Here is a 24,702-nt window from a genome sequence, read left to right as displayed (position 1 = left end):
CGACGTTCTCTTTCTCGGCGGAGACGCGTTCGGAACGCTCCGCGTCTGCCGGCTTCCCTATCTCTTTTTGCGCGGAACACTTCTCACCGAGCATGACACTCGACCTGCCACCGATGGGACTCGGAACCTCCGGTAACGACGACCCCGAGGAGTGCGCAAGTACCGTCGCTGCGGCGCTCGATATCGGCTACCGCCACGTCGACACCGCCCAGATGTACGACAACGAGGAACCCGTCGGTGCCGGAATTCGACAGAGCGACGTCGACCCAGAGGACGTGATTTTGGCGACGAAGGTCCATCCGAAGAACCTCGCGCCCGAAAACGTGCGGCAGACGACCGAAGAGAGCCTCGACCGACTCGGCGTCGACTCGGTCGATTTGCTGTACGTCCACTGGCCGACCCACGCCTACGACGCGGAGGCGACGCTCCCGGTGTTCGACGAACTGCGCGAAGAAGGCGTGACCGACCACGTCGGCGTGAGCAACTTCACGCCGGAACTACTTGACGAAGCTCGCGAGATTCTCGACGCACCCATCGCGGCCCATCAAGTCGAGTGTCACCCGCTGCTTCCCCAAGAGGAACTCCGTGCGGACGCGCGTGAGCACGGCTACCCACTCGTCGCGTACACGCCGCTCGGTCGGGGAGAGATATTCGACGAACCCGAACTCGTCGAGGTGGCGGAAAAACACGACGCGAGCGTCCCGCAAGTCTGTCTCGCGTGGTCGATGGCCCAAGACGCCATCGTTCCCATCCCGAAGTCGACGGGCGAACACGTCGCCGAGAACTTCGCCGCCCAGGAACTGGAACTGGACGACGACGACCTGGCGAAGATAGACGAAATCGACCGCGAGAAGCGCGTTATCGACCCCGACCACGGGCCGTGGAACTGAGTCGGTCTGTTTATCGAAGCTTCCAGAACGTCTTCATCTCGTTAGAGAGGTTTAGGAAGTTAAACGTCCAATAGAGCGGGCTCGTTCCCTGTTCGAGTTGGTACGCAAGTTCTCCTCGACGAGATTCTCCGGGTGCAATCTCCGACCCTTCCGAGTATCCTTGACTCAGCTGTGACGACCCACCGATATCGGCCATGAACGCGAGCCCCGAGCCATCTTTGACGCGCATCTGGAGGGCGGTAGAGACGTTGAGAGGTTCTCCGGTATCGTTCGTAATCTCGATATCCGGGATGACGTACTCGTTCCCGTCCTCTGCCTGGGTGAACGAGCCGAGCTCGGTCTCGGTGCGTACTCCGTGAACGGCAACCGAAACGCCCTCGTGGTCGACAGCGTCACCGGGAGACTGGATGTCTACTTGAAGCGACTGCTTGAGGTCCTGAATCGAGTCGGCCTTTGATTCCAGATTGACCGTCACCCGCTCGAACTCGAAGAAGTCGAACGTGCTGAAATCGAACTGCATAGTCAGCCCTCCAGCGTTCTTCGGAACCTCGAACACTACGTCCCCTCGTGCGACCTCTCCTGCCGCTAAAATCCCACTCTCTATAGGGTGGTCCGTGCTTCCGAAGGAAGCATCGTAGACGTGGTTCGAGTCGTCTTTGAGACGGGCTTGGAGAAAGCTATTGAAATCGACGAACTCCGAACCGGTGTTCTTCACTGCCATCCGAACGACTGCAAACGTGTTGCCGCTCTCAGCTTCGGTAAACTCGCCGAGTTTCTCGGTCTTCGTAACTTCGCGGGCAACCATCGAGAGATTCTCCCCTTCGACGGTTTCTCCGAGAGCGACGTTGGCCTCCTGTTGTTGGTTACCCTGTTCCGACGTGGACTCGGCATCAGATTCAGTACCTCCGTCAGATTCTGCGGATGTCGTCGACTGAGTATCCGCTCCGTCTTCGTCTCCCCCAGCCGACCCTGCGGCGGTATCGTCTGTACTGCTGCACCCTGCGAGCGCGGCAAGTACTCCCACACCAGCCACGAGCGTTTTTCTACGTGTCGATAAAATATGGTTGTCTTCCATACAAGTCACACAAACAAAGTCTATCGTATAGTTATGGCGACAATACTATAATTAGAGATTCTTGAAGACTCTTCGAGAACAGGAATCCGCCTCTGAATTCGGTAAACCAACCTTTCAGCGTCCGTTGACCAACCCGGCGCGTCCGAGTGCGACCAACACCAGATAACCGACGAGGCCGACGACGAATATCAGCACGGGAATGACGAACGGCCCGAACGTCGACACCAGCGTCTCTATCGGCCCGAGTTGGAGCGTGAGACCGGCGGACGACCACTGCGAAACGGCAGCGGATGCAGCGGACGAGGCGTACGCTGCGGGTGCGGCAGACGCAGCGAGAACGGTGACAGCGGAATCCACGGTGTACGTACAGATGCGAGCGACCGGGTTAACTGTCGGGGCGGTCCTCACACGCCACGAGTGCAACCGTCCACGGTAACGTTGCTGTCGGTGAAAGAACCGAAAGCGGACCGGTTTTACACCCGGAGACGAAACGCCGCGGCATGTTCCGTACGGGCCACTACGGCGTCTCGCTGCTCGTCTTCGCGCCCATCGGCTACACGCTCGTCAGTGCGGGAGCTATCGCGCCCGCGTTCGTCCTCGGTGCGACGATGCTGTGGCTCTCGATGCTCCCGGACGTAGACCACAAGCTACCCGGCATTCCCCATCGCGGACCGACCCACTCGCTTCTGTTCGCGGCGCTCGTCGGCGGCCTGTTCTGGGCTGTCGCCACCGTCGCTACCAACACCCTCGGTGCGTTCACCGTCTCACTCGGCGAGGCGAGCGTCGGCCTCGCCGTTTTTGCCTTTGCTGTCGGCTTTCTGACCGTCGTCGGCCACCTCGTCGGCGACGCACTCACGCCGATGGGCGTCAACTTCCTCTGGCCGCTCTCGGGGAACGGCTACTCGCTGTCGTTGACGACGGCAGACAACTCGGTGTGGAACTACGGCCTGTTCGTCGTCGGCGTGTTCGCCACGGCGGCGTGGGTCAGCGCTGCGCTCGGCGTCGTCTGATTTTCCTCCTGACTCGGATTCGAGCGCACGATTAAGTACGGTCTCTTCGAATCCGCGCGTATGGCAGACGACTCCACACCGACGCTGGACGACGACGCGATGCGCCGATTTTCCGTTCCCGACTTCGAGGACCTCCCCGAAGACCTGCAAGAACGAATCGCCGAGGAAACCGACCGCGCGGGCTTCACCCCGAACGTCTTCTCCGGGTTCGCCTACAAACCCTCGCACTTTCGCGCCTTCTTCGAGTACCACGACGCGCTCGTCGACGACACGGCGCTGGACCGTGAAGAAATAGAGATGATAATCGTCGCCGTCTCCGGCGTCAACCACTGCTACTACTGCAACGTCGCCCACGGCGCACTCGTCCGCATCTACGCGAAGAATCCACTGCTCGCGGACCAACTCGTCGCCAACTACCGGACGGCGGACGTGAGCGACGAGCGGATGGCGATGCTCGATGTCGCCGTAAAACTCACCGAAGCGCCTGCAAAAGTCGGCGAGGATGACTTCGAGAAACTGCGTGACGCAGGCTACTCCGAAGAGGCCATCTGGGACATCGGTGCGGTCACGTCGATGTTCAACCTCTCGAACCGGATGGCGATGTTCGCCGACATGCGCCCGAACGAGGAGTTTCACTCGCTGGGGCGGCAACCGCGAGAGGAGTAGTCCAGTTCGGCTCTACGCTTGTGCCTCGTAGCCCGCGTCGTTGACGGCGACGACGAGGTCTAGCGGGTCGGCGTCGCCTTCGACGCTCGCCGTGTTCGCTTCGTGGTCCGCACTCGCACTGTCGACGCCGTCGACGCCTTCGAGCGCCTCTACGACGCTTTTCTCGCAGCCATCACAGCTCATCCCTTCGACGGTGAGTGTCGTCGTCATGGTTCACTCTACTCGCTGTCGCCTCTTTCACCTTTCCCTTTCGATAGCAGAGGTCGATTTCGGATGTCACCTTCGAATCTGAGGAGAGGGCGGAATTCACTTCAGTCTCGGTACCGAATGTACGACCATGCGCACGCTCGACGACACCGACCGACAGATTCTGCGTCTCCTCTTGGAAGACGCTCGGCGGCCGTACAGTGACATCGCCGACAACGTCGGCCTCTCCGCACCTGCGGTCTCCGATAGGGTAGAGCGACTGCGCGAAATCGGCGTCATCAGACGGTTCACGCTCGACGTGAACCGGTCGCTCCTCCGCGAGGGGTCGCCGATGCTCGTCGAACTCGACGTGCGACCTGCCGCCGCCGAGTCGGTTGCGAAGGCGCTGACGGCACTCGACAGGGTCGACCACGTGTTTCGAACCGCCGACGCGCGCGTCGTCTTCCGCGCGCCGATACGCGACGGCGACGTGACGGCACTGCTCGACGGCGTCGTCGACTTGGAGGATATCCGTGATATCGACGCGAACCTCGTCGTCGACGACGAGTGGACGCCCGGACTCGGCGAGGCCGAGTTGGCGCTCTCCTGCGTCGAGTGCGGCAACACCGTCACGAGCGAAGGCGAATCCGCCCGCTTCGACGACGAACTGTACCACTTCTGCTGTGACTCCTGTCTGTCGAACTTCGAGGCGCGGTACGAGCGTCTCCAAAGTGGTGTCTGAATTTGCTTTCATTTCGAAGATTAGGAGCTATTCTACCTTCGAATAGAAGGCAAAAGTTGCATGAATACGTAGTACGTATATCCATACAATGAGTGAGACCCAACGCGTTCGAATCGAGGTACGGGGGATGAGCTGTGCAAACTGCTCGTCGACCGTCACGTCCGCCGTCGAGGAACTCGACGGCATCGAGGAGGTGAACGTCAACTACGCCACCGACGAGGGCACCGTCGAATACGACCCCGACGAGGTGAGTCTCGCCGAGGTGTACGACGCCATCGAACGGTCGGGCTACGACCCGGTCGCCGAGGAGATGAACGTCGGCATCACCGACATGACCTGCTCGAACTGCGTGCAGACCGTCGAGCGCGCCGTCGGCGACCTCTCAGGAGTTCTCTCGGTCGACGCCAACTACGCCACCGACGAGGCGACGGTCCGCTACAATCCCGAAGCAGTATCGCGCTCGGACGTGTACGACGCCATCGAGGATGCGGGTTACTCGCCGGTGCGCGACGATGCGGGCGACAGGGAGGACGGCGAGAGCGAAGGTGACCGCCGCGAAAACGCCAGAAAAGCCGAACTCCGTCACCAGCGTAACCTGACGCTGTTCGGCGCGTCGCTGGCGGTTCCGCTCTCGGTTCTGATGATGGGTGACCTCGTCGGGATTCCCGTCCCCGAGACCATTCTCGGCGTCGAGATGGGCTGGATTGCGCTCGTGCTGGCGACGCCGGTTCAGTACTTTCTCGGCAAGGAGTTCTACGTCAACTCCTACAAGGCGCTCGTGAAGAACCGCACGGCGAACATGGACGTGCTCATCGCCCTCGGGTCGACGACGGCGTACCTGTACAGCGTCGTCGTCCTCGTCGGCCTCTTGGACGTTGGGCAACTGTACTTCGAGAGCGCGGCGCTCATCCTCGTGTTCATCACGCTCGGTAACTACCTCGAAGCCCGCTCGAAGGGTCGTGCCGGCGAGGCGATTCGCCAACTGCTCGAACTCGAAGCCGACGACGCCACCGTCGTCGACGAGGTGGAGACGTCTCCCGAAGGCGGTGAAACCGCCGAAGACCGAGACGACACCGAGTTCGAGAACGAACGCGAAGTCCCCCTCGAAGACGTCGAAGAAGGAGACGTGATGAAAGTCCGCCCGGGCGAGAAGATTCCGACCGACGGCGTCGTCGTCGACGGGTCCAGCGCCGTCGACGAGTCGAACGTCACCGGCGAATCCGTTCCGGTCGAAAAATCGCCGGGCGACGAAGTCGTCGGCTCGACCATCAACGAAAACGGCCTGTTGTACGTCCGCGCGACAAAAGTCGGCTCCGAGACGGCGCTGCAGCAAATCGTCCGGATGGTGCGCGACGCCCAGAGCCGTCAACCCGAGATTCAGAACCTCGCCGACCGCATCAGCGCGTACTTCGTTCCGGCGGTCATCGCCAACGCCGTCTTCTGGTCGGTCGTCTGGTATCTGTTCCCGCAGGCGTTGTCCGGATTCGTCACGTCGCTTCCGCTGTGGGGTCTCGTCGGCGGCGGCCCCGCCGCACTTTCGGCGTTCGAGTTCGCCGTCGTCGTCTTCGCGTCGGCGGTGCTCATCGCCTGTCCCTGCGCGCTCGGCCTTGCGACGCCCGCGGCGACGATGGTCGGAACGACCATCGGCGCGAAACACGGCATCCTGTTCAAAGGCGGCGACGTGCTCGAACGCGTCCGCGACGTCGACACCGTCGTCTTCGACAAGACGGGAACCTTGACGAAAGGCGAGATGCACCTGACCGACGCCGTCGTCGTCTCGCCGACGACCGACGGGTCGGGTGACGTCGACTCCGACGCTGTCCGCGCCGACGGCGCTGGTGCGAGTGCTGCCGTCGAATCCGACGTCGACGAGCGACTCCTCCTCGAAGTCGCCGCCGCCGCCGAGTCGGGCAGCGAACACCCCATCGCCGAAGCCGTCGTCGCCGGCGCGAAGAAGCGGGATATCGACGTCTCCGACCCCGTCGCCTTCCAGAACGTCGCCGGACAGGGCGTCCGCGCTCGTATCGACCGCGGGACCGCACTGGTCGGCAAGCCCGACCTCATGCGCGAGTACGACGTCGACCCCGACCCCGCCGCCGACACCATGACCGACCTCGAATCCGAGGGGAAGACGGCGATGCTCGTCGCCCTCGACGACGAGTTGCTCGGCGTGCTCGCCGTCGCCGACGAAGTCAAAGACTCGGCGAAAGAAGCCGTCTCGACGCTCCGCGGCCGCGGCGTCTCGGTGTTCATGCTCACCGGCGACAACGAGCGGACCGCCCGCGCCGTCGCCGAACGCGTCGGCATCGACGCCGACAACGTCCGCGCCGAAGTCATGCCCGACGAGAAAGCAGACGAAGTCGAGTCGATTCAGGACGACGGCCGCCGCGTGATGATGGTCGGCGACGGCGTCAACGACGCGCCAGCGCTCGCCGCGGCGTTCGTCGGGACGGCGCTCGGCAGCGGCACCGACGTGGCTATCGAAGCCGCCGACGTGACGCTGATGCGCGACGACCCGGTTGACGTGATTCGCGCCATGCGCGTCTCGGAGGGGACGCTCTCGAAAATCAAGCAGAACCTCTTCTGGGCGCTCGGCTACAACACGGCGATGATTCCGCTGGCATCGCTCGGCCTCCTGCAACCGGTGCTCGCGGCGGCGGCGATGGCCGTCTCCAGCGTCTCGGTGCTGACGAACAGCCTCGTGTTCCGCCGCTACGACCCCGACGAGGAGTACCGTCTGCTTGGCTTCCTGCGGTAATCGTCGGAGCGCTCCTCGCGGCACCTCTCACTCGTCGTGACGAACACCACAGGGTGAACCACACAACCCTTATTGAGACTCTGCGCGTCCATTAATTTACGATGGCGACTGGAACGGTTGTGTTTTTCAACGACACGGGCGGCTACGGATTCATCGAGACGGACGACTCCGACGAGGACGTGTTCTTTCACATGGAGGACATCGGCGGCGAGGACCTCGAAGAGGGCCAAGAAGTGGAGTTCGACATCGAACAGGCCGACAAAGGACCGCGCGCGACGAACCTCGAACGACTGTAAACGCGGGTGATTGGTGACGGGTGACGGGTGACGGGTCGACTGCGTCGTTCGGTCCCAGTCGCTTCGCTCCGGCAGCAGAATCCGACAGCGACAGCTGTCTGGTAGATGCGGTTATTAACCCCTGACGCGAGGTACCACGTGCCGCACGAAGGATACCCGCGGCTCGCGTTCGACGGCTGTCGGCTCTGCACCGGCCGACACCGTGCGCTGTCACGAACGCACCTACAGTTCGCCCGCCGCGCCGCGCTCGCGAAGGTCCGCGGCGCGGGTGCGAATCTCGTTCCACTCCTCGTCGTCTTTGTTGTCGACGTGTGAGTACATCAGTCCCATCCGCCCGGTTCCGCGAAGCGTCTCCTCGTTGTCCTTCAAGAAATCCCAGTACAGCGCGTTGAACGGACAGGCGTTCTCGCCCGTCGTCTTCGTCACCGCGTACGGACAGGACGAGCAGAAGTCGCTCATCTTGTTCACGTAGTTGCCCGAGGAGGCGTACGGCTTCGACGAGAGCGCGTCGGTGGCGAACGTTCCCATGCCGACGACGTTCGGCGTCGTCACCCAGTGGTAGGCGTCTACGAAGCCGAAGTGGAACCAGCGGTTGAGTTCGTGGGGGTCCGCGCCGTAGATGAGCGCGAAGTTCGAGAGAATCATCAGACGCTCGATGTGGTGAGCGTAGCCGCGAGCGTGGACGTTGCCCACTGCCTCCGAGAGACAGACCATCTCCGTCTCGCCGCTGTAGTACAGTTCCGGTAGTTCGTGCGTCTGGTCGAGTTGGTTTGCATCGTTCATCTCGGGCATCGACCGCCGGTAGACGTGGCGCATGAACTCGCGCCAGCCGATAATCTGGCGGACGAACCCCTCGACGCTGTTCAGCGGGGCGTCACCCGATTCATACGCCGACACTGCCCGGTCGACGACTTCCCGAGGCGTGAGCAGACCGAGGTTCAGCGACGAGGAGAGAAGCGAGTGACAGAGCGCCCACTCCTCGCGCAGCAGTGCGTCCTGATACGGCCCGAACTCCGAAAGTCGAACCTCGACGAAGTGGTCGAGCGCTTGCAGTGCCTGCTCGCGGGTCACCGGCCAGACGAACGCGTCGAGGTCCGGGTTGCCCCAGTGGTCGTCGTATCTGTCGGTGACCCACTCGTGGACGTCGCGCGTCGTCTCGTCGGGGTCGAATCTCGGAACGTCGGGGGCGTTCCACTCGTCGGGCGGCGTCTCGCGGTTTTCGTCGTCGTAGTTCCACTCGCCGCCCTCGGGGTCGTCGCCGTCCATCAGGATTCCCGTCTCGCGGCGGACGTGACGGTAGAAGTTCTCGTGGCGGAAACGGGTATCACTCCCGTCGTCGCTGGCGTTCTCGCGTTCTTCGGCCCAGTCGTCGAAGAACTCGATGGAGGTGAGAAAGCGTTCGTCGTCGACGACGGTGAGCGAGCCATCTCGTGCTTCGACCATGGATGAAAACCGTTCGGCCGCGCCGTGACTCGACGGTCGCTGAAGGGTGAGTTCCGCGTCCGGATACTCGTCGAAGAACGCGTCCAGACCCTCGCCGAACGTCTCGCACTCGTAGTACGCCACGTCGATTCTTTCGTTCCTGAGTTCGTCGCGGAACTGCCGCATCGCGCCAAACAACAGCGTCAGTTTCTGAGGCTGGTACGGCATCCGCTCGGCGAACGCGTGCGCCTCGACCATCAGCACCCGGTCTGCGTCGTCGAGTACCGACACGTCCCGAGTCAACTGGTCGCCGAGAATCCAGACGGTCATCGTCCGTGAGGTAGGACGCGACTGGCATAGCCGTTGACCTAATTCGAAACGTCGTCACGGAAGCGAGAGTCCCGTACATGCAGGATGCGACTGACTTCGTCTTTTTGGACCCACGACTTTGGTAGTCGCGGCCGTTCGAACCGTATGACACGGACGGTCACCGTCGAGTCGATGGACGAACTGACGCCGACTGTCAAACAGTTCCGACTCGTCGCCACGGACGGCGAGGTGTTCGAGTTCGACCCCGGCCAACATACCCAGATTCACTTCACGCAGGACGGTGAGGACAGCGAGGACGGCGAGGAAGTCGTCCGGCCGTACACGGCGACGAACCGCCCGGGAACCGAGCAGTTGACGCTCGCCATCCGCCGCTACGACGACGGCACCGCCTCGGTCTGGATGCACGACCGAGAACGCGGCGACGAGATAGAACTTGAGGACCTCGACGGCAACCTCTACCTCCGAGACGCCGACGAGGACGTCGTGTTCCTCTCGACGGGCACGGGAATTACGCCGATGATTGCGATGCTGAAGCAGTACGTCGACGAGGGGACGGGCCACGCACATTTCCTCTACGGCGAGAAAACCCAAGAGGACATCATCTACCGCGAAACGCTCGACCAACTCGAAGCCGAAAACGAGAATCTCACCGTCACGTACTCGCTGTCCGACGAGAAGTGGGACGGACTGACGGGTCACGTCCAAGAACACGCACCCGAGGTCGTCGACAATCTTGAGGAGCGCAACATCTACGTCTGCGGCGTCCCGCAGATGGTCGTCGACACCAAAGAGTTGCTGGACGACGAGGGCGTTCCCGAGGACCACGTGTTCTCGGAGGGCTGGGAAGGCGACGACGTGTCCGAGGAGTAGGCACGAAACGCTTTTTTAGGGTCACTGAGTCGGCGGAGATATGTCGCAGACCCTCCAGACCGCACTCCTAATTTACATCGCCGCGCTTCTCTCTCTCGAAGCACTCGGACTGCAGTATCTCCTGCCCGTTCTCGTCGTCGTCGCGTTCTTCGGTTTGCCCGTCGTCGTTTTCGTGCGCTTCGCAAACGACGAACGGCCGACGGAGTAGCCGCCGCCCCGACTACTCCCCGAACATCTGTTCTTCGCGCTCTCGGAGTTCGATACGGCGAATCTTCCCGCTCGACGTTTTGGGTAACTCGTCGACGAACTCCACCCGCCGCGGGTACTTGTACGGGGCCGTCTCCTCTTTCATGAAGTTCTGTATCTCCTCGATGAGTTCGTCGTCGCCCTCGTAGCCGTCGGCGAGGATGACGTACGCTTTCACCACGTTGCCGCGTTCGTCGTGGGGACTGCCGACGGCGGCGGCCTCCGCGACTGCCGGATGCGACACCAGCGCGTCTTCCACCTCGAACGGGCCGATGCGGTAGCCGGCCGAGAGGATGATGTCGTCGGCGCGGCCCTCGAAGAAGAAGAACCCGTCCTCGTCGCGGGAGGCCAAATCACCCGTCCGATAGTACTCGCCCGCGAACGTCTTCTCGTCGAGGTTCGGCTTCTCGTAGTAGCCGTCGAAGATGCCGGGGCAGTCGATTGGGACCGCTATTTCGCCGATGTCGCCCTCGTCGACTTCCCGTTCGTTCTCGTCGATTATCGTGGTTCCGAGGCCGGGCGTCGGTTTGCCCATCGCGCCGGGTTTCACCTCGATGCCGGGGTAGTTCGTCACCAAGGCTACCGTCTCGGTCTGGCCGTAACCGTCGCGCGGGGTGACGCCGAAGGCGTCCTCTATCATCTCGATGGGTTCGCGGTTCAGCGGTTCACCCGCCGACAGCGCCGACTTCAGGTTCACGTCGTACTCGTCGAGGTCGGTCTGAGTGAACATCCGGTACTGCGTCGGAACGGCGCAGAGGCGAGTCACGCCCTCGTCGGCCATGAGTTCGAGGAATCGGTCGGGGTCGAACTCGCCGTCGTACAGCAGTTGCGTCGCCCCCGTCGTCACACCGACGCCGACGGGGCTCCAGAACCACTTGGCCCAGCCGGTTCCCGTCGTCGCCCACAGCAGTTCGTCGTCCATGTCCGAATCGGCGGTGACACCCCACCAGTAGGGCGCGTTGACGAGTTCGAAGCAGCGCATCCACCGGTGTCTGTGGAGAACGGGTTTCGGTTGGCCCGTCGTCCCCGAGGTGTAGTTGATGGACATCGGGTCCTCGGCGGCGAGTTCGGGGCCGTCGTGTGCCGTCGATTCCTCCGACACGAGGTCCGAGTAAGTGTCCCACCCCTCTTTCTCGCCGTCGACACAGACGAGATTCGACAGCGGCGAGTCGTCGACGACGGGGTCGACCATCTCGGTGAGGTCGGCGTGGGCGACGACGGTCGTCGCCTCGCAGTCGTTCGCGCGGAACTGGAGGTCTTTCGGCTTCAACATCGACGAACACGGAACGAGCAGTGCGCCGCGCTTCAGTGCGCCCAACTGGATGGCGAACACGTCCGGATGCCGCGGGAGCAGATGCATCACCCGGTCGCCCTCGCCGACACCCAGTTTTTCTAAGGCGTTCGCAAAGCGGTTCATGTCGTCGCGGAGGTCCGCGTACGTCCGCTCTTCGCGCCCACTCTCGCTCAGAAAGTGGAGGGCCACTCGGTCGCCGAAGGAGCCGGCGTGCGACTCGACGACCGCCGGGAGATTGTAGTCGGCGGGGATATCCCACTCGAACGACGCCAGTTCGTCATCGTATGAGACTGCCATGCACGCCACGTCGCTACCGTCGTGGTTAATCGTTCGGGTCGCCGCAGTCGGCGGGTCAGGCGGTCCGAAACCAACAGTAGTCGACACATTACAACGAATCGATAAGTTGACCGAGACGGTAGATGACCGGAACGGACCTCCGCCTGTTCGGTTCGATACACGCCGACAGACGTGGGAAGGTTGCCGCCGAACTCGGCGAGTTCGCCGACGGCGTCGACGCGCTGTTCGTGGAGATGCCCGCGACGAACGTAACGTACCGGACGTACCTTCGAGCGTTCACCCGCACGCCAGTCGTCGGTCTCGGACTGGTGCTCATGATGCTCGTTCACTACCCCGTGTACGCCCTCCTCCAGCGCAGTCCGCACGGCGTGGAGCGACTGGCCGTCGCGGAACTCGTCGAGGAGTGGGGTCTGGACGTCCACGCCGTCGACGACGACCACCCGGTCGTCTTTCTCGCCGACGCCGGGCCGAAGTGGATACTGTCCAACTGGGCGGCGCTCGCGGCGCTGTTGGTCTACGACCTCGCCGGAACGCTCGGTACAGTCGTGCTACTCGTCGGCGCGTTCGTCAGTCTTCAACTCGTCACCGTCTACACTACTCGTCTCTGGGCGGTGTTGACGCTTCCACTCTCGCTGCTGTTCCTCCATCAACTCGTCTTCGGTCCGTGGGCGTCGACGACCGCCGTCGGCGTCGTCGGCGTCGGGTTTCTGGCGCTCGTGCTCGCGGGTATCGACACCCGAAACGAGACGATGCTCGACCGCATCGGCGAGGTGTCAGCCGACCGCGAGTACGGCGACGTCTGTCTCGTGACCGGAAACGCGCATCTCTCGGGACTGCTCGACGCCGACACCCCCGGCGTTCGCGTCTCGAAGACGCACACCTCGAAGTGGCTCCGTCGCTCGACGGAGACAGTCGAGAACCCCGAGTCAGCGACCGAGTACAACACCGAACTCACCGGCGAACCCGGAACCGAGGGGAGCGTCCTCGGCGCTCGAATCGGCGCAGCAGTCGTCGACGGCGTCGTCACGCTCGCCGCCGCGTTCGCACTGTTCATGGGGATGGGTCTCGCTGCATCACGGCTCTCAGATACGACTTTCCTGACTCGGACGGCGGCGGGCATGGTCGTCCTGAGCGGGTTCGTCGTCGCGCCGACGCTCGCAGCGATACTGTACGGCTACGTCGCCGAACACCGATACGGACGGACGCTCGGCAAGCGACTGTTCGGCCTCCTCGTCGTCGAAAGTGACGGGACTCGCTGTACTCGCCGCGCCGCGGCGCTTCGGAACCTGCTTCGCCCCGTCGACTTCCTCTTTTTCTACACGGTGGGCTTCGTGACGATGGCCGCGACGCCGAACCGACAGCGACTCGGTGACATCGTCGCCGACACGACGGTGGTTCGGGTGGCCGAAGCACCCGCTCCGGCGGAGTCTACGACCGGACACGAGACGATTGGCGTGCAGAGCAGTTCCGACTGAGACGGTATTCACTGGAAGGTGAGACTGGTGTGCTAACTAGTTAGTAGGTGGTACATTACAACTAACCAACACCGGGAGCACAGCGTAGATGACCGGAACGGACCTCCGCCTGTTCGGCGCGATACACGCGGACAAGCGTGAGAAAGTCGCCGACGAACTCGACGAGTTCGCCGAGGGAGTGGACGCGCTGTTCGTGGAGTATCCGGCGGAAGGAACCGGTCCCCGACCGTTCGCACGGATGTGGCTTCGCTCGCCGCTTGTCGCGCTTGGCTTCGCTCTCGTCACGCTCGCCCATCTCCCACTGTACGCTATCTGTCAGCGAAGTCCGTTCCCGGCCGAACTCATCGCAGCGAGGGAACTCGCCCAGGAGCGTGATTTGCCGCTGCACCCGGTCGACGCCGACCATCCCGTGGCGGCGTTCGGTGATGCGAGTCGGTCGATGACGGCGGTGAACTGGATTCTGTTCGCGCTACTCGTTGCCTACGCGCCCGTAGGGACGCTTGCAACCGCCGCGGTCCTCGTGGGCTCGGTGTTGGCGCTCGGACTGTTGTACCGAGTGATTCCACGGGTGTGGCCCGTACTCGCCGTCGTTGGCTGTCTGGCCACGTTGTGGGCGCTGATTTTCGCTTCGTGGACCTCCGGCGTCGCTGCCGTCGTCGGACTCCTGTTCGCGCTCGTCGCTATCTACGCCACGCTCGGCGACCGAAACGAGACGATGCTCTCTCACATCGAGCGCATCTCGAACGAACACGGCTACCGAGACGCCTGTCTGACGACCGGCAAAGCCCACCTCTCGGGTCTTCGCGAGAGCGCCGAATCGTACGACGTTCGCGTGACCGCCGAACACGACCCGCGCTGGCTCAGATACGCCTCGGAGGCCGACGACGAGACGAATGAGTCGGAGACGACCGAGAAGCAGTACGACCGAGAACCGAGCGTGTTACAGGACCGCGTCCACGCCACTATCGCCGACTGGGTGTTGCTGCTCGTCGGAGCGCCGATTCTCGCCTTCGTCACGGCTCTCGCATTTTACTTCGTGGCGACGAGCGCTCTCCCAGTGAGTGGCGTTTCGTCGGGGTCGGAAACGGGTTTCCGCGCCGCCGCAGGGCTGTTCTTCGTGCTTCTGGTCCTTGTTCCGGTCGTGTATCGAACCGTCGCCGAAGCGCGATTCGGCCGGACGCTCGGCAAGCGCTTCTTCCACGTCGAAGTAACGAAGGCAGACGGTTCGGCGTGTGGGTGGCGCTCGGCGCTGCTCCGAAATCTCGTCCGGCCGCTGGACTACGTCGGCGGCTTCCTGTTGTTGCTCTGGCGCTCGGACCGGCGACGGCGACTCGGTGACCTCGTCGCCGGGACGATGGTCGTACGGGCCGAATCAGTCGATACGGGCGCAGATGCGAAGTAGCAGACGAGCGGAGACGGAACTGGAACGGTGGAAAACGAAAGATACCGAGACCGAAACGGTGGCGTGAAGGCGGGCTTTGAGCGTGTGGCCGACCCCATCTGTCGGGCGACGGTGACGCGAACCGGCGGACTGACTCGGAGATGGGGTCGGGCGCGTGGTTCGACTCGCGCCCGAGAGAGGAGTAGGATTCAGCACGGATAGCTCTTCAGGCAGTCCGCACCCGTTCGCGTGGATTTTTGTTCCCCCCCAAGAGAGTGACTCGCATGGAGTACACTACCCTCGGAGACACGGGGATGACCGTCTCTCGAATCTGTTTGGGTTGCATGAGTTTCGGCACGAGCGACTGGCGCGAGTGGGTGTTGGACGAGGAAGCCGGGTTGGAACTCGTCGACCGGGCGATAGAACTCGGAATCAACTTCTTCGACACCGCGAACATGTACTCGAACGGCGAGTCAGAGCGCATTCTCGGCAAGGCGCTTGAGGGCCGCCGCGACGAGGCTGTCGTCGCCACGAAGGGCTACTTCCAGATGGACGACGACGACCCGAACTCGGGCGGACTGTCGCGCAAGGCCATCGAACAGCAACTCGACGCCTCGCTCGACCGACTGGGGATGGACACCATCGACCTGTATCAGACGCACCGCTGGGACTACGACACGCCCATCGACCAGACCGTCGCGGCGCTCGACGACGCGGTTCGGCGGGAGAAGATTCGGTACTTCGGCGCGAGTTCGATGTGGGCCCACCAGTTCTCCGAAGCGCTGTACGCAAGCGACCTACTCGGCTACGACCGCTTCGTGACGATGCAGAACCACTACAACCTGCTCTACCGGGAAGAAGAGCGCGAGATGCTCCCGCTCTGCGAAAAAGAGGATATCGGCGTCATCCCGTGGTCGCCGCTCGCCCGCGGGTGGCTCGCACGTCCGCACGACGAGGCTCGCTCGACCAAACGCGGCGAGACCGACAGCCTCGCACACGGCCATCCCTACTTGGAGGGTGGCGGTCCGGAAATCAACGAACGCGTCGAAGAACTCGCCGACGAGAAGGGCGTGAAGATGGCCCAAATCGGCCTCGTGTGGCTGTTCAACAAAGAGTGGGTCGACGCGCCCATCGTCGGGACGACGAGTATCGAGCATCTCGAAGACGCCGTCGAAGCGCTCGACATCGACCTGAGTTCGAGCGATATGGAGTATCTCGAAGAACCGTACCAACCGGTTCGCGTTTCGAGCCACGAGTAGAGATGTCATAACAATAGACCGACGACCTGACCGACGGTCAGTGTCGGTCTCTACGAACTCGATCACGTCACAGATGAAGTGGTCGGTCAGACGTGTGTTTCAGCTCCACATCGTCGTCACGCTCTTTTTGCTCGTGCTCTCGGGTGTGCTCGCGTCTATCGTCGGCGGTGTCGTCCTCCTCGTCACACTCGTGGGTCTCGTCGCGTTCGCGATTGGATATTCGCTGAGAATTCCCCTCGACATACCGATAGAACTGATACCGCCAGAACTCGTCGTCGCGCTGGTTGGCATCGCCTCGCTCGGACTGTTCGTCTTTCTCGTCCGAGGAGAACGCGACGCGCCCGACCACGCAATCGGCTCCATCGGCGGCGAGTACGTCACGGAGGCAGAGTACCCGCAACTGTACAGTCTCGTTCGCAAAGTCTGTAAACAGGCGTCGACGCCCGTGCCGAAACTCTACGTCGTCCCCACCGAGACTCCGCTGTCGCTGGTCACGGGGTATTCGGCCGGGTCCGCCCGCTTAGCGCTCAGCGAGGGACTCGTCTCGATGCTGGACGAGCGTGAGTTAGAGGCGGTCGTCGCCCACGAAATCTCGCACGTCCGCAATCACGATATGGCCGTGATGACGGCCGCGGCACTCCCTGTGGGAGCGACCGACAGAGTGCTGGCGCTCATGTCCGGGACGACGCCCGGCGTCGAGCACGGACAAGCCAGTCGGGCCGATAGAGCCGACATGTTGGTCGCCATCGGTCTCGTGGCGATTCTCCCCGTCTGGCTACTCGCCCATCTCCTCACAGCATCGTTGTCACGCACCCGCGAGTACGCCGCCGACCGGGGAGCGGTGGCGCTCACGGGGAACCCGGCCAGTCTCGCAAGCGCGCTTGGGAAAATCAAGGACGGACTGAGCGAGCGGCCGGCGACGGACCTCAGACAGTCCGAAATCGCGGCGGCCGCGATACTCGAATCGGAGGCGGAGTCGTTCGGCGTCAGACGACATCTACCGGCGTCGCTCAGCAAGTACCTCCACACGCATCCTGACACGACGCGACGACTCGACCAGCTACGTGCGCTCGAACAGCGTCAGGAAACGAGAGTCGCCGACGGCGAGTAGCCATCGGACTCGCAACTGGTCGCGGACGCTTCGTGTGGAGTGAACGCGTATCCGTGTCGCCGCTGTCACGGCCGTATGACCGATTCGGAGGAACAAGTCGTACGATTCTCACCGCGTCGCCGCGGGACGGTCGATTACATGCGGATGGCGGGTCGTCGAAGCAACATCCACGGACTCGTCGAAGTCGACGTGACCGAAGCGCGACGACGCATCCGACGCATCGAAGAGCAGACCGGTGAGCGTCTCTCTTTCACGGCGTTTCTCACGTTTTGTCTCGCAGCGACGCTCGACGACGAACCGACTCTCCAGGCGTACCGCGACTGGCGCGGCCGGGTCCACGTCTTCGACGACGTCGACGTCAACGTGCTCGTCGAAACGTCCGTCGACGGCGACCCAATCGGCGTCCCACACGTCGTCAAAGCGGCGAACCGACGCTCTCTGCGGTCGGTTCACAACGAGATACGGTCCGTTCAGCAGTCACCAGATTTCGCTCGTCAGTCGAGGATGGAGTCGGCGTTCTTCGGGCTTCCGGGGGTGATTCGACGCCAGATGTGGCGGCTTCCACAGCTTTCTCCGCGACGTTGGAAGAATCTCGCTGGAACCGTCGCTGTGACTTCTGTGGGGATGTTCGGAACCGGCGGTGGCTGGGGCGTCAGTCCGACCAACTACACGTTACAGTTGACCGTCGGCGGAATCGCCACGAAACCGGCGCTCGTCGACGGCGAACTCGCCACCCGTGAGTACCTGTCTCTGACGGTGACGTTCGACCACGACGTCGTCGACGGCGCGCCCGCCGCGCGGTTCGTCGACCGGTTGAGAGAACGTATCGAGAGCGCTCACGGGTTGGGTGCGCCGGAAGAACGATAGCGAGGACGGGCTGAATGGGAGACCGACGTTTGCCATCTCGAAGCCGCCGAGGGCAGGGACCTGCTCAGTCGTCGGCTTCGCTGACTCCCGGCACGGCCACGGACTCGCCCGTCGCCAACCGTCGCACCGCCCGGGAGGCGACCAGCGCGATACCGATTTCGGTGAAGCCGACGACGACGAACGCCTCGAAGTACCCGAGCAGTTCGGCGGACGAACCACCGAGCAGAAAGCCGGTCAGAAAGCCGAGACTGCCGAAGATGTTGAATCCGCCCATCGCCGCCCCGCGTTCGTCGGCGTCGGCGATATCGGTGACCAGCGCCATCGTCGCCGGCGAGACGAGTGCCCCGAAGACGCCGACGAGCACCATCGTCACTGCCGCGAACGGGAGCGACGGCGACGCGCCGACGACGATGATGGAGACGCCATAGAGAATCGACCCGACGACGACCGGGAGGAATCGCCCGATGCGGTCCGAGAGTACGCCCATCGGGTACTGAAGCAGCGCGAACGGGCCGAAAAACATCGCCAGCACGAGACCCGCGCCGAAGGCGTCGAGACCGAAGGCGTCGCGGAAGTAGTAGATGCCGACGAGCGAGAAAAAGCCCGCCGTGAGGCGGTCGATGAAGCCGAACGCGTACGGGACTCGGAGCGCCGGTCGGTCGACGACCTTTCGGAGGATGTCGCGCGGTCCGGCGCGGTCGTCGTCGACGCTGTCGCCAGCATCGCGGACTCCGCTGTTTGGCGAGCGGTCCGTCACCGTCGCCGTCAGCAGCGCGACGAGGCCGAGCAGCGCCGCCGCCCCGTAGACGGGCGCGAGCGGGTCGGCCGTCGAGAGGCGGCCGCCGACGATAGAGCCGACGGCCGCGCCGAGACCGATAGCGATGCCCGCCGCGCCCATGTTTCGCCCGTTGCCGCCGCCGAGGTCCATCAGCATCGTCATCGACAGCGAGAACGCGCCGATGGTGAACGCACCGCCGACGACGCGAATCAGGAGGACGACGCCGAATCCGACGCCGAGCGACGGTACGAGACTCAACAGGAGATAACAGGCCGCCCCGCCGAGTGCGCCGACGACGATGAGGGGGACGCGTCGTCCGGTCGCGTCGCTCAGCGCGCCCCAGAGGCCGGCGAAGACGACGAACGCCGCGTACTCGGAGACGAGAAACCACATTCCGGCGTCGAGGTCACCCGCGCCGCCGAGCGTCTGCACGAGGTCCGAGACGCCCGGGTAGAGGAGCACCTGCGACACCAACACCGCCCACACCGAGAGCGCGAGCGTGAGTCGGTCACGTCGCGCCGAATCGCTCATATCGGTCATTCGAATCGACGCCGGAAAGCCCTGTCTCTGTCCGTCCGCGCTCGTGCGTCTGGCCTCAGAACGTCATCGATTGCATGTCGAGAAACGCCGTCTCGAACCCCTCGTGACGCGCCGACTGCGGCGGCGTCTCGACGACGAGTTCGAGGTCGTCGCCCGCCGACAGGCCCTCCACGTTCGCCCCGTAGTGATAACCCACCTCGGGGTCCAGTGCGGGTTCGAGCGACACCTCGTTCCCGCCGACGGTCGCCGAGAGACCCATACTCGGAATCACGAGGCCGTTGTACGGCGTCCGCGGCGAAACGAGGAGATACGGCTGGTCGCCGAACCGACCGCCGGGGACCGCGGTGGCGACGAAGACGGCGTCGCCGCTGGTCTGTTCGCCGACCGACTCGCCCGGAAGCGAGTCGGGAGCGGGCGCTTTGCCGACGGGCATCGACATGCTGTCGTGCATGCCGCTGCCGCCACCCATTCCGGAGTCGTTGCTCGTGTTCATCCCGGAGTGGTTGCCCATGCCCATTTCGGAGTCGTTGTCCATGTTCATCCCCGAGTCGTTGCTCATGCCCATCCCCGACTCGTTGCCCATCTCCATTCCCGAACTGCTCTGTGACCCCATCTCCATCTGCATCTCCATCACCGGCAGCGCACCGGGGTTGCCTTGTCGGTCCTCTAACATCGTGTACGAGATGTCGTTTCGTTCGCGCTCGCTGTACTCGAACTCCAGTTCGACGCTTCCGGGTTCGCCGAACTTCCCTTCGAACTCGCCGAACCGGCGGACGTTCGTCCCGCCGACGTCGACGCGGAGCGTGTAGGTCCCGTCGCCGGGCAGCGGCCAGTTGTCGCCGTAGTGAAAGCCCATCCGCTGGGAGAGCATCTCGTAGACGACCTCCTCCTCGCGGTAGTCCTCGCCGTCGGTCGTCTCGACGGTGACGCCGCTGCTGGGAATCGTGATACCCGTCTCGGCGTCCCAGACGCTCACCATGAGGTGAATCGCGTCGTTTCGACCCACGTCGATGCGTTCGGTCTGCTGGCCGTTTGTGGTCCAAAATCGGTGCGGCCAACTGTACATCACGCCGACGGTGAAGTCGCCCGCCTCACCCATGCCAATCATGTTCATCCCTTCCTGATGTGTTGGGATGTAGACGGCGTCCGGACGGTTCTCCACGACCGGCGGTTCGCGGCTGCTCGTCGTCTCGAAGAGGTTCGTACAGCCCGCGAGCGAGCCAGCGAAACCGGCGCCGACTGCGCCGAGGAGGGTCCGTCGTCTCATAATCTCGACTAAGAACGTCCGACGGTTACGGGTTCTGGTCCGGTTCTCGAAGGGTTGTCACCGTGTCACAGTACTGTTCGAACAGCGTGTTCGCGCCGCGTCACTGTTCGAGTAGGCCGTCGACGAGACGCGTGAATCGGTCGACGAACCGCTCGGGCAGCGACGGCGACACCGACGCGAGCAGATGGGCGGTCGCTTCCGGTTTCGCCAACGCGAGGGTCACCCGGCCGCGGCTGTCGTAGCGTTTCTCGACGACCGACTGCTCTTCGAGGCGTTTCGTGTGCCACGAGAGCGTGCTTCTGGCGATTCCGACTTCGTCGGCGACGTCTCTCGGCGTCGCTTCGCCGCGTTCGAGCAGCACGCCGAGCACGTCGCGGGCCGTCTCGCGGCGCACCAGCGCCAACACGCCGCGTTCCCACTCGCCGAACGTCGACGGGTAGTAGTGGGTCTTACCGTACAGGTGGGTTTCTGCGACCCGTTCGTCGCGTCCGAGGCGGCGGAGATGGTACTGTACTTGTCCGGGTGCGAGGTCCAGCGTGCGGACGAGTTCGTTGAAGTGGACGCCGGGGTTGTGCCGGACGTGGGTCGCAATCCGATTTCTGGTTGCGCTCATTATCGTTCACCGGTCGGTGCTGCCCGCTCGATGCTGCGTGCGTAGTACACCGCGGCGATGACGAGTGCGACCATCACGAAATCCAGTGCGTGCTCGATGGCGTGGTGGGAGGCGAACGGGATGACTCCGCCCATCGTCAGAACGGCGACACCGCTTCGCGCCAACAGCGCCGCGAGCGCCAACACGACGAGTGTGTGCGACCGCGACTGTCGGCGCAACAGCGCGATGAGGCCGACGGCGACGATGAGCGTCGAACTGAACCCCGCTAAGACGACGGCGGCCACCTCCGGGGCGCTCATCGCCGGTGCGGCGTGTGCTGAGACCGAGTGCATCTCTATCTGTACGAGGTTACGCGTCGACGGTTATGGGTTGATTGGTGTGGTTCTCGAAAGGTGATGGCGACGAACTGTCGCAGCGGCGGCCCCGTTCTCTCTCGCCGACACCGCTCTCTGCACGCGGTTCGACGGCCGCACCAGAACCCCTATCCGCGATACGGACCTAGCGACGACGATGAGTCCGGGGACCGACGGAGTGAGTCGTAGAGACGTGCTGAAAGCCGCCGTCGCCGTCGGCGGCGCGAGCGCACTCTCGGCCTGTCTCGACTTCGTTGACGAACCCGTTCCGGAGGGACCGTCCGACCTCTCGACGCTGCCGACGCGACAGCACGCGTGGGAGGCGCTCCTCACGCGCGACGGCGCGGAGAACGTCGAACTCCCGCGACACCAGACCCTGCTCTACCTGACGCTCGACCGAGACGGGACGCCGACGCCCGCGGACCGCCGGGCGGTCGAGAGCGCACTGACGACGCTGGACCGCGCCTACGAGCGGAGCAACGAGGGACTGATTCACTCGCTCGCGTTCTCACCGGCGTACTTCTCGCGGTTCGACGAGTCGCTACCCGACAGTCTCGACCTGCCCGAACCGCGGGCGCTCTCGCCGTTCGAGACCCCGACGTTCGATCGGCAGGACGCCCTCCTCCATCTCGCCAGCGACCGCGCCGACGCGCTGTTGGAAGCCGAAGAGGCACTGACGGGCGAACGAGACACCGCAAACGGCGTGACGATGGAGACGCCGTTGTCAGCCGTCTTTTCGGTCGACTCCAGACGGACGGGTTTCATCGGGAAAGGGATGCCCGCGGAGCGACAGGACGTGCGGGGGATTCCCGACTCGAATCCAGTGCCTGAAGAGTCGCCGCTGTTCATGGGCTTCAAAGCTGGATTCGCCAAGAATCAGGCGACCGAAGAGTACGTCACTATCCCCGACGGGCCGTTCGCGGGCGCGACGACGAAGCACGTCTCGAAACTCCGCCAGCGACTCGAAGACTGGTACGTCGAACAGGAGTTCGACGACCGGGTCGCCGAGATGTTCAGTCCCGAACACGCCGCGGAGAACCTCGTCGACGGCGTCGGCGACAACCTCGGCGACAGCAGCGGCGTCACACCGGACATCGTCGACCGCATCCGCGAGCACGCCCAAGAGTACGGCCGCGTCGGGCACGCCCAGAAGGCCGCCCGCGCCAACCGCGACGAGGCGGGGAACGTCCGCCTCCTGCGACGACATTTCGAGTCGACCGACGAGAACGAGGCCAGCCTCCACTTTCCGTCGCTGCAGCGTCGGATGACCGATTTCGAGGAGGTCCGGCGGGCGATGAACGGAACCGACCTCACCGACGAACCGGCCATCCGACAGCGGGTGAACAACGGAATTTTGGAGTACATCTTCGTCAAGAATCGCGGCAACTTCCTCGTCCCGCCGCGTCGTCTGCGGGCGCTGCCGACGCCGATGGGCGAAGTTCCGGGCTTGTAGCCTTCTTTCCGATTCTGCTCAAACCGCCACCGGCCGCGAGATAATCCACAGCGACAGCACCGTGTAGCCGACCATCAGCGTCGCCAGCGGGACGTGAGCGACGACTGCTGCGCGAGCATCGGGTGCGACCCGCCGCGAGACGGTGTCGGCGGCGACGACGGCGACGACGTGGCCGACGACGATGAGCGCGACCTGTATCAGCCAGAACGCGGACAAGGAGAGCCAGAACAGCGGGTCGACGGTTCCGGCGTCGACGGCGCTGGGCAACGCACCGAGGCCGGTGAGCACGTAGCCGTAGTTGTGCGCGACTTCGTAGGCGGCGGCGATGGGAAGCAGCGTCGCCGCGAACGTCGTAGCGACCGCCAGCGAGGAGTCGCTCTCACTATCGACAAATCGTGCGACGAGACGGGCAACGACACCGAAGACGGCCAGAAACGCGACGAAGCCCGCGAAATACAACAACAAACTCGCCTCCGGACCGAATCCGGTCGCGTCACGGAGTCCGTACAGCAGTGACCGATACTCCGGCGACGCGGAGAAGCCATCGAAACTCACCGTGTAGACGGCGGCGACGACGAACACCGTCTCCGCGAGCGAGAGACGGCGCAGACAGCCACGCCACGGGCGACGAAGCGAGAGCGTCCAGCGGTCGGGAGACTCGACGGACGCTCGCCGCAGAGAAAACGGTGCGACCCGTCCGAGCAGTCGGTACAGCACCCCCAGCGGGTCGGCACGGTCGAACCACTCGGGACCGAACACGACGCCGCCGACGAGCATCACGAACGCGTAGCCCGAAACGAGCGCCGCGGTCAGCGCCGGACGGGACGGAACGACCGTCAGGTTCTCCGCGACGCCGACGAGGAGCAGAAACCCCACCACGGCCGGCCACTCGCCGAGTCGGTCAGGGTACGCTCTGAGTCGAACGGTCTCACCTTCGAGTCGACACAGCCCTCGGTACAGCGTTCGCCACGGCGAGAGCGTCCGCCACGGCGACCCGAAGACGACGGCAACGACGGCGACACCTTTGAACCAAACGGGCCAGACGAACAGCGTCGCCAGATTCGTCGAGGGCGCGTTGGGGCCGAGCGCACCGTGGACCAGCGCCGCGACGAACGCGAGGAAGAACCCCCCGGCGGCGACGACTCGGAGGGGAGCGAGAACGGACGACGGGATGGAGAGTAGTTGGTTTCTCGTCCGCGGAGACGAGTACACACCGCCGTCGCTCTCGGAGACGGTCCCGAGGTCACGGCCACCTGCTCCGACCGCGAGTGCGACGGCGGTGACAGCGACCGTCGCACCCGCACCGAGAAACAAAAGCGAGAGCGGAATCGGCGACTCGAAGCGCGTCGGCACCTGATGTGCCGCGGCCGGTGTCGACAGCAGCGAGATGGCGACGAGGAGAACGACCGCCCGTACCGTCGCCTGCTGTCCCTGCCTTCGCATACGTCGTCAGTAGGTCGGTTCGGTGAAAACCCGCGCGGTTCGTCGCCACGGACTCGTCGCGCTCGTTTGCCCGCTGGTCA

The 24,702-nt window shown here is 63.8% G+C and carries 24 protein-coding genes; 14 read left to right on the top strand and 10 right to left on the bottom strand.

The window, feature by feature from the left end:
• Window positions 1-104 precede the first annotated feature (104 nt).
• Window positions 105-890 carry an aldo/keto reductase gene (locus AUR64_RS09370; protein WP_058581879.1) on the top strand — a complete coding sequence of 262 codons (786 nt, stop codon included), beginning with the start codon at window positions 105-107 and terminating at the stop codon, window positions 888-890.
• A 10-nt stretch (window positions 891-900) separates the two neighbouring features.
• On the opposite strand, the gene AUR64_RS09365 is transcribed toward AUR64_RS09370, so the two are convergent.
• Together AUR64_RS09365 and AUR64_RS09360 are read right to left on the bottom strand one after the other, a co-directional pair.
• Window positions 901-1,965 (bottom strand): DUF4352 domain-containing protein, encoded by a 1,065-nt coding sequence (locus AUR64_RS09365; protein ID WP_071391243.1) that lies wholly within the window; start codon window positions 1,963-1,965, stop codon window positions 901-903.
• Between the two features lie 114 nt (window positions 1,966-2,079).
• Window positions 2,080-2,322: a hypothetical protein gene (locus tag AUR64_RS09360; RefSeq protein ID WP_058581644.1), complete on the bottom strand. Its 243-nt coding sequence runs from the start codon at window positions 2,320-2,322 to the stop codon at window positions 2,080-2,082.
• A gap of 143 nt (window positions 2,323-2,465) precedes the next feature.
• On the opposite strand from AUR64_RS09360, the gene AUR64_RS09355 reads away from it, so the two are divergent.
• Together AUR64_RS09355 and AUR64_RS09350 are read left to right on the top strand one after the other, a co-directional pair.
• Window positions 2,466-2,975: a metal-dependent hydrolase gene (locus tag AUR64_RS09355; protein WP_058581643.1), complete on the top strand. Its 510-nt coding sequence runs from the start codon at window positions 2,466-2,468 to the stop codon at window positions 2,973-2,975.
• Window positions 2,976-3,059: 84 nt separating this feature from the next.
• Entirely contained in the window at window positions 3,060-3,641 is a 582-nt protein-coding gene (locus AUR64_RS09350; RefSeq protein ID WP_058581878.1) for a peroxidase-related enzyme, read from the top strand.
• Window positions 3,642-3,653: 12 nt separating this feature from the next.
• Here AUR64_RS09350 and AUR64_RS09345 read toward each other — a convergent pair whose 3' ends face one another.
• A complete protein-coding gene (locus AUR64_RS09345; RefSeq protein WP_058581642.1) occupies window positions 3,654-3,851 on the bottom strand; it encodes a heavy-metal-associated domain-containing protein in 198 nt (65 codons plus the stop codon).
• A 127-nt stretch (window positions 3,852-3,978) separates the two neighbouring features.
• Here AUR64_RS09345 and AUR64_RS09340 point away from each other — a divergent pair, with 127 nt between their 5' ends.
• From AUR64_RS09340 to AUR64_RS09330, 3 genes are all read left to right on the top strand, one after another.
• Window positions 3,979-4,569, top strand: a complete 591-nt coding sequence (locus AUR64_RS09340; protein ID WP_058581641.1) for an AsnC family transcriptional regulator — start codon at window positions 3,979-3,981, stop codon at window positions 4,567-4,569.
• Between the two features lie 88 nt (window positions 4,570-4,657).
• On the top strand, window positions 4,658-7,327 hold the full coding sequence (locus AUR64_RS09335) for a heavy metal translocating P-type ATPase (RefSeq protein ID WP_058581640.1): 2,670 nt from the start codon (window positions 4,658-4,660) through the stop codon (window positions 7,325-7,327).
• Between the two features lie 101 nt (window positions 7,328-7,428).
• Window positions 7,429-7,623, top strand: a complete 195-nt coding sequence (locus AUR64_RS09330) for a cold-shock protein (RefSeq protein WP_058581639.1) — start codon at window positions 7,429-7,431, stop codon at window positions 7,621-7,623.
• A gap of 222 nt (window positions 7,624-7,845) precedes the next feature.
• On the opposite strand, the gene AUR64_RS09325 is transcribed toward AUR64_RS09330, so the two are convergent.
• Window positions 7,846-9,375: a cryptochrome/photolyase family protein gene (locus tag AUR64_RS09325; protein ID WP_058581638.1), complete on the bottom strand. Its 1,530-nt coding sequence runs from the start codon at window positions 9,373-9,375 to the stop codon at window positions 7,846-7,848.
• A gap of 144 nt (window positions 9,376-9,519) precedes the next feature.
• On the opposite strand from AUR64_RS09325, the gene AUR64_RS09320 reads away from it, so the two are divergent.
• Window positions 9,520-10,245 (top strand): ferredoxin--NADP reductase, encoded by a 726-nt coding sequence (locus tag AUR64_RS09320; RefSeq protein ID WP_058581637.1) that lies wholly within the window; start codon window positions 9,520-9,522, stop codon window positions 10,243-10,245.
• A gap of 40 nt (window positions 10,246-10,285) precedes the next feature.
• Entirely contained in the window at window positions 10,286-10,453 is a 168-nt protein-coding gene (locus tag AUR64_RS20465) for a hypothetical protein (protein ID WP_155120557.1), read from the top strand.
• Between the two features lie 12 nt (window positions 10,454-10,465).
• Here AUR64_RS20465 and AUR64_RS09315 read toward each other — a convergent pair whose 3' ends face one another.
• Entirely contained in the window at window positions 10,466-12,082 is a 1,617-nt protein-coding gene (locus AUR64_RS09315) for an acyl-CoA synthetase (RefSeq protein WP_058581636.1), read from the bottom strand.
• 122 nt (window positions 12,083-12,204) lie between these two features.
• On the opposite strand from AUR64_RS09315, the gene AUR64_RS09310 reads away from it, so the two are divergent.
• The 5 genes from AUR64_RS09310 (at window position 12,205) to AUR64_RS09290 (ending at window position 18,175) form a co-directional block, all read left to right on the top strand.
• Window positions 12,205-13,557, top strand: coding sequence for an RDD family protein (locus AUR64_RS09310; protein ID WP_058581635.1), 1,353 nt, complete (start codon window positions 12,205-12,207; stop codon window positions 13,555-13,557).
• A gap of 88 nt (window positions 13,558-13,645) precedes the next feature.
• Complete coding sequence (locus tag AUR64_RS09305) at window positions 13,646-14,959, top strand: RDD family protein (RefSeq protein ID WP_058581634.1); 1,314 nt, start codon at window positions 13,646-13,648, stop codon at window positions 14,957-14,959.
• 263 nt (window positions 14,960-15,222) lie between these two features.
• On the top strand, window positions 15,223-16,197 hold the full coding sequence (locus tag AUR64_RS09300; protein WP_058581633.1) for an aldo/keto reductase: 975 nt from the start codon (window positions 15,223-15,225) through the stop codon (window positions 16,195-16,197).
• A 94-nt stretch (window positions 16,198-16,291) separates the two neighbouring features.
• Window positions 16,292-17,308, top strand: coding sequence for a M48 family metallopeptidase (locus AUR64_RS09295; RefSeq protein ID WP_162265534.1), 1,017 nt, complete (start codon window positions 16,292-16,294; stop codon window positions 17,306-17,308).
• A gap of 75 nt (window positions 17,309-17,383) precedes the next feature.
• Window positions 17,384-18,175 (top strand): 2-oxo acid dehydrogenase subunit E2, encoded by a 792-nt coding sequence (locus AUR64_RS09290; RefSeq protein ID WP_058581631.1) that lies wholly within the window; start codon window positions 17,384-17,386, stop codon window positions 18,173-18,175.
• A gap of 64 nt (window positions 18,176-18,239) precedes the next feature.
• On the opposite strand, the gene AUR64_RS09285 is transcribed toward AUR64_RS09290, so the two are convergent.
• The 4 genes from AUR64_RS09285 to AUR64_RS09270 form a co-directional block, all read right to left on the bottom strand.
• The gene (locus AUR64_RS09285; protein ID WP_058581877.1) at window positions 18,240-19,484 is read right to left on the bottom strand and encodes an MFS transporter; all 1,245 of its coding nucleotides are present in this window, start codon (window positions 19,482-19,484) and stop codon (window positions 18,240-18,242) included.
• Between the two features lie 64 nt (window positions 19,485-19,548).
• The gene (locus AUR64_RS09280; RefSeq protein WP_058581630.1) at window positions 19,549-20,760 is read right to left on the bottom strand and encodes a DUF7350 domain-containing protein; all 1,212 of its coding nucleotides are present in this window, start codon (window positions 20,758-20,760) and stop codon (window positions 19,549-19,551) included.
• 100 nt (window positions 20,761-20,860) lie between these two features.
• Complete coding sequence (locus AUR64_RS09275) at window positions 20,861-21,373, bottom strand: winged helix-turn-helix transcriptional regulator (RefSeq protein WP_058581629.1); 513 nt, start codon at window positions 21,371-21,373, stop codon at window positions 20,861-20,863.
• Window positions 21,373-21,705, bottom strand: a complete 333-nt coding sequence (locus AUR64_RS09270) for a DUF7471 family protein (protein WP_058581628.1) — start codon at window positions 21,703-21,705, stop codon at window positions 21,373-21,375. Before AUR64_RS09270 ends, AUR64_RS09275 begins: the two co-directional genes overlap by 1 nt.
• 178 nt (window positions 21,706-21,883) lie before the next feature.
• Between AUR64_RS09270 and AUR64_RS09265 the strand changes: the two genes are divergently transcribed.
• Window positions 21,884-23,179, top strand: coding sequence for a DUF7405 family protein (locus AUR64_RS09265; protein WP_058581627.1), 1,296 nt, complete (start codon window positions 21,884-21,886; stop codon window positions 23,177-23,179).
• An 18-nt stretch (window positions 23,180-23,197) separates the two neighbouring features.
• On the opposite strand, the gene AUR64_RS09260 is transcribed toward AUR64_RS09265, so the two are convergent.
• Window positions 23,198-24,622 (bottom strand): hypothetical protein, encoded by a 1,425-nt coding sequence (locus tag AUR64_RS09260; protein ID WP_058581626.1) that lies wholly within the window; start codon window positions 24,620-24,622, stop codon window positions 23,198-23,200.
• Between the last annotated feature and the right edge of the window lie 80 nt (window positions 24,623-24,702).

The sequence above is a fragment of the Haloprofundus marisrubri genome (assembly GCF_001469955.1).
Classification (GTDB): domain Archaea; phylum Halobacteriota; class Halobacteria; order Halobacteriales; family Haloferacaceae; genus Haloprofundus; species Haloprofundus marisrubri.
This window is presented reverse-complemented; position numbering and strand designations above follow the sequence as displayed.